Raw genomic sequence first — 3,759 nt, forward strand, 5'->3', positions numbered from 1 at the left:
CATCGGTGTCGGCCCCGGCCGCGACGAGACGATCGTCCGGCGCGAGATCGTCCGCTAGTTCGTTCCCTCGAAATCCCCGCTCATGCAAGCATGAGCGGGGATTTCGTGTTTCAAGCCAGCTTCGACAAGTGTGCGGTGACGGTCTTCCAGTCGGGAAACTTGGTGCTGCCGAACTTGATCCACTCGCCCTCGAATCGATCTGCTCCGTTTGCTCCGCGGTCGTCGACGAGGTAGTCGCCCCGATTGAGGTGTTTGTGGTGCGAGAGGATCAGACGTTTGTACGCGACGCTGCCTTCCTCCATTCCGAGGTGCTCTTGGACCCACAGAACCTTGTCGTGCCAGGCTGTGGCGTTCTTCCACGGCGCTGTCGAGAGGATGTAGGTGTCGAATTGCTGTGCCAGTTGGTGGTAGGCGTCGATAGCGCCGTCGAGAGGATCCATGCGAGAGAAGATGTGCGGCGCTTCGTCGAGGTCGTTCTTGTACTTCTCTCGGACGCTGTCGGTCAGGCGATCGATGCCCGACTGGAAGTTGACCAAGGTGTTGTCGAGATCGATATAGAGAATCTTTTTGGAAGCCGGCATAGGAACCCTCTCTGGAGACTTTCTGAGTGCGAAAAGAGTCCAGTTTTACGCAACTGGACTGAGATCAGTGAATTCTTCCCCCTGATCACAATCGCACGGGGGTCTGACAGCGTCGTTCTCGCGGTCTGAAGTCTTGTCGTGGAAGATGCCGCCGAGGGGTGCTGCCAGGCGAAACTGCTCCAACCGAATGTATGTACCTTCACCTTCGGCGGGCGCGAAGAAGTAGACGAGTGCCACGAAGAGTCCGATGCCGATCAGGGTTGCGAAGGTAGTCATGGACATATGATCAACTTGACTGGTATTGAGTTACATAGCCAAGTTGTCGATACTGGACTGCATGATGACTCGAGTTCTCGGTGCCCGTTCGCTCGCGCGCGATCTGGGATCCTGGCAGGAAGAGTCCGGACGCAGGCCCGCGTACCGTGCGCTTGCCGACGGTATCCGCCTGCTCGTGCACGACGGTCGCGTTCCGCTGGGAGTCGCACTGCCGAGTGAGCGTGAACTTGCGGCGGTACTCGAACTCAGTCGAACCACGATCACGTCGTCGTACTCGGTGCTGCGAGACGAGGGGTACCTGATCAGCAGGCAGGGTTCGCGAAGCACCGTGGCATTGCCTGCCGGCGCGCGGCCGAACGGGTTGATGTTCCGCTCCCATCAACCCGGGCCGAGTGGACCCGTCGTCGACCTCAGTTACGCGGCGATGGCAGCTCCCGCCGCTCAGGTCGAACTGGCGTATGCGTCTGCGCTGCAGGAACTTCCGAACTTCCTTCCCACACACGGGATGGAACCGGTCGGGATCGCCGACTTGCGTGACGTGATCGCGCAGCGCTACACGGCGCGGGGTCTTCCCACCACCGCCGAACAGATCATGGTGACCTCGGGTGCGCAGCACGCGCTTCGATTGTTGCTGTCGGTGCTCACCTCACCCGGCGAGCGAGTGCTGGTCGATCATCCGACGTACCCCAATGCGCTGGAAGCGATTCGGCGAAACGGCGCTCGGCCCGTACCGGTTCCGGTCCGACCGGAGTTCGCGGCAGCCGGAGCCTGGGATCTCGACGGGATTCGTAGTGCAGCAAGGCAAACCGCTGCCAGAATGGCATACCTGATCCCCGACTTTCACAACCCGACCGGCCTCTGCATGGACTCTTCCGGCCGCGCCGAGCTTGCGAAGATTGCGCACGAAACGCGAATGACTCTGGTCGTCGACGAGACGATGGTGGATCTGTGGCTCGACGCACCACCGCCGGCGCCGGTCGCCTCACATGGGCGAGGCGCAGCGAAAACCGAAGTGGTGACGCTCGGTTCGACCGCGAAGTCGCTGTGGGGCGGGCTACGTGTCGGTTGGATTCGCGCCGATGCCGCGCTCATCACCCAGTTGGTGGGGGCGCGTGCCGCGGTCGACCTCGGTACTCCCGTCATGGATCAGTTGGCAGCCGCCTACTTGCTCGCCGACGACCGCTCGTTGCTCGAACAGCGTCGCGAAGTTCTGCGAGAACAGCGTGCGGTACTCCTCGGTGCGGTGGCCGAGCATCTGCCGGACTGGCGTCCCACCATCGGTTCCGGCGGAATGTCGGTCTGGATGCGAATGTCCGCGCCCGTCTCGACGGCGTTGGCGGCGGTGGCACCCAACTTCGGCGTACTCCTTGCCGCCGGCCCCCGTTTCGGCGTAGAAGGTGCGTTCGAACGATTCATCCGCGTGCCGTACGCACGTTCTGCCGAGGACCTCATTCGCGGCGTCGCGTCCATCGCCGCTGCGTACGACACTCTCGCGACGGATCGCGACACGGCAGACCAACGAATGGTCGTCGTCTGAGAACTGGGTACACACCCTGAAAGTGGTGTGAAACCAGGAGGTAGGGCATGACGGCGGTAGACGGTACAGGCGCAGCGGGAACCAGTGCGGCGGAAGCGCTCGCAGAACGATTGTTCGCGGCCACGCTCGGGGCATCGGAGCTGCAGGCCGTGTATCTGGGCGACCGGTTGGGCTGGTACCGCGCGCTGAGCGATCACGGCCCGCTCACGTCGACGGAGCTGGCGGACCGGACAGGGACCGTCGAAAGATATGCGCGGGAGTGGCTCGAGCAGCAGGCCGTCGCCGGTTATGTGGACGTCAATTCGGATGCCGATCGCCGGTACAGCCTGCCGCAGGCCCACGCCGATGTTCTGGTCGACGACGAGAACCTACTTTTCCTGGCGCCGCTGGCGAGGCTGTTCGTCGCGACGACGTCGTCGATGCCACGTCTACTCGACGCTTATCGTCACGGTGGGGGAGTCACGTGGGAATCGATGGGCCCCGATGCTCGCGAGGGTCAGGCGCTACTGAATCGGCCGATGTATCTCCATCAGCTCTGTCAGCAGTTTCTGCCGGTAGTCACCGACCTGCACGCCACACTTTCGGACGGCGGGCAGGTCGCTGATCTCGGGATGGGGGAGGGCTGGTCGTCTATCGCGCTCGCCCTCGGATACCCGAAGATCGAAGTGCACGGCTTCGACGTCGACGCGGCGTCGGTGAACGCTGCCCGTCGTAACGCTCATGATCGGGGGGTGGACGACCGCGTGCATTTCTCGTTGGTCGACGTCGCCGGACAGGCTCCTGAGGCCGGGCGAGCCGATGCCGGGACCTACGACGCCGTCTTCGCTTTCGAGTGCCTTCACGACGTTCCGGATCCGGTGGGCTTTCTGTCCACGGCTCGGGCGATTGCCCAGCCGGGCGCTCCGGTGATCGTGATGGACGAACGAACGGCGGATGAGTTCGATCCCGAGGCGGGTCCGATCGAGCAATTGCTGTACGGATTTTCGCTGACCTGCTGCTTACCGGACAGTCTTTCGCATCCGGGAAGCATTGCCACCGGGACGGTGATGAGGCACTCGACACTCGAAAGCTATGCCAAGGCGGCAGGTTTCGAGCGGGTGGACGTGCTGCCGATCGAGCACGAGATGTTCAGGTTCTACAGGTTGGGCTGACGCCCCGTGCGCCTTTTTGGTTGCAGTAACTACCAAAAAGGCGCACAGGGGCCGAAGGCCCTAGGTCCAGACCGTATCGATATCCGTCGCCTCACGCGCCGGCGCAGCAGGCGTCGTGGTGGGCGTGCGCGAGAAGCGCGGTGCGGGAGCATGCTGGGTGACGCCGTCCAGTTCGATGAGCGAACCGCGAGCTGCGATGTGTTCGTTGGACGGA

4 protein-coding genes and 1 pseudogene are annotated in these 3,759 nt (G+C 62.9%); 2 read left to right on the top strand and 3 right to left on the bottom strand.

The window, feature by feature from the left end; genetic code table 11:
* Positions 1–110: 110 nt before the first annotated feature.
* Complete coding sequence (locus RWT78_RS28675; protein WP_054826000.1) at positions 111–581, bottom strand: 5' nucleotidase, NT5C type; 471 nt, start codon at positions 579–581, stop codon at positions 111–113.
* A 45-nt stretch (positions 582–626) separates the two neighbouring features.
* On the bottom strand, positions 627–857 hold the full coding sequence (locus tag RWT78_RS28680; RefSeq protein ID WP_003944349.1) for a hypothetical protein: 231 nt from the start codon (positions 855–857) through the stop codon (positions 627–629).
* A 61-nt stretch (positions 858–918) separates the two neighbouring features.
* On the opposite strand from RWT78_RS28680, the gene RWT78_RS28685 reads away from it, so the two are divergent.
* Positions 919–2,394, top strand: coding sequence for a PLP-dependent aminotransferase family protein (locus RWT78_RS28685; protein WP_003944301.1), 1,476 nt, complete (start codon positions 919–921; stop codon positions 2,392–2,394).
* A gap of 47 nt (positions 2,395–2,441) precedes the next feature.
* Complete coding sequence (locus RWT78_RS28690; RefSeq protein WP_003944389.1) at positions 2,442–3,545, top strand: bifunctional 2-polyprenyl-6-hydroxyphenol methylase/3-demethylubiquinol 3-O-methyltransferase UbiG; 1,104 nt, start codon at positions 2,442–2,444, stop codon at positions 3,543–3,545.
* 60 nt (positions 3,546–3,605) lie between these two features.
* Here the strand turns inward: RWT78_RS28690 and RWT78_RS28695 are convergent.
* A pseudogene (locus tag RWT78_RS28695) lies at positions 3,606–3,759 on the bottom strand (CoA transferase); the annotation flags it as partial.

The sequence above is a fragment of the uncultured Rhodococcus sp. genome (assembly GCF_963525155.1).
Lineage (GTDB): Bacteria > Actinomycetota > Actinomycetes > Mycobacteriales > Mycobacteriaceae > Rhodococcus_F > Rhodococcus_F qingshengii.

Coding starts and splice junctions, on each gene's coding strand:
- RWT78_RS28675 (WP_054826000.1), bottom strand. CDS start 581: ATGCCGGCTTCCAAAAAGATTCTCTATATCGATCTCGACAACACCTTG.
- RWT78_RS28680 (WP_003944349.1), bottom strand. CDS start 857: ATGACTACCTTCGCAACCCTGATCGGCATCGGACTCTTCGTGGCACTC.
- RWT78_RS28685 (WP_003944301.1), top strand. CDS start 919: ATGATGACTCGAGTTCTCGGTGCCCGTTCGCTCGCGCGCGATCTGGGA.
- RWT78_RS28690 (WP_003944389.1), top strand. CDS start 2,442: ATGACGGCGGTAGACGGTACAGGCGCAGCGGGAACCAGTGCGGCGGAA.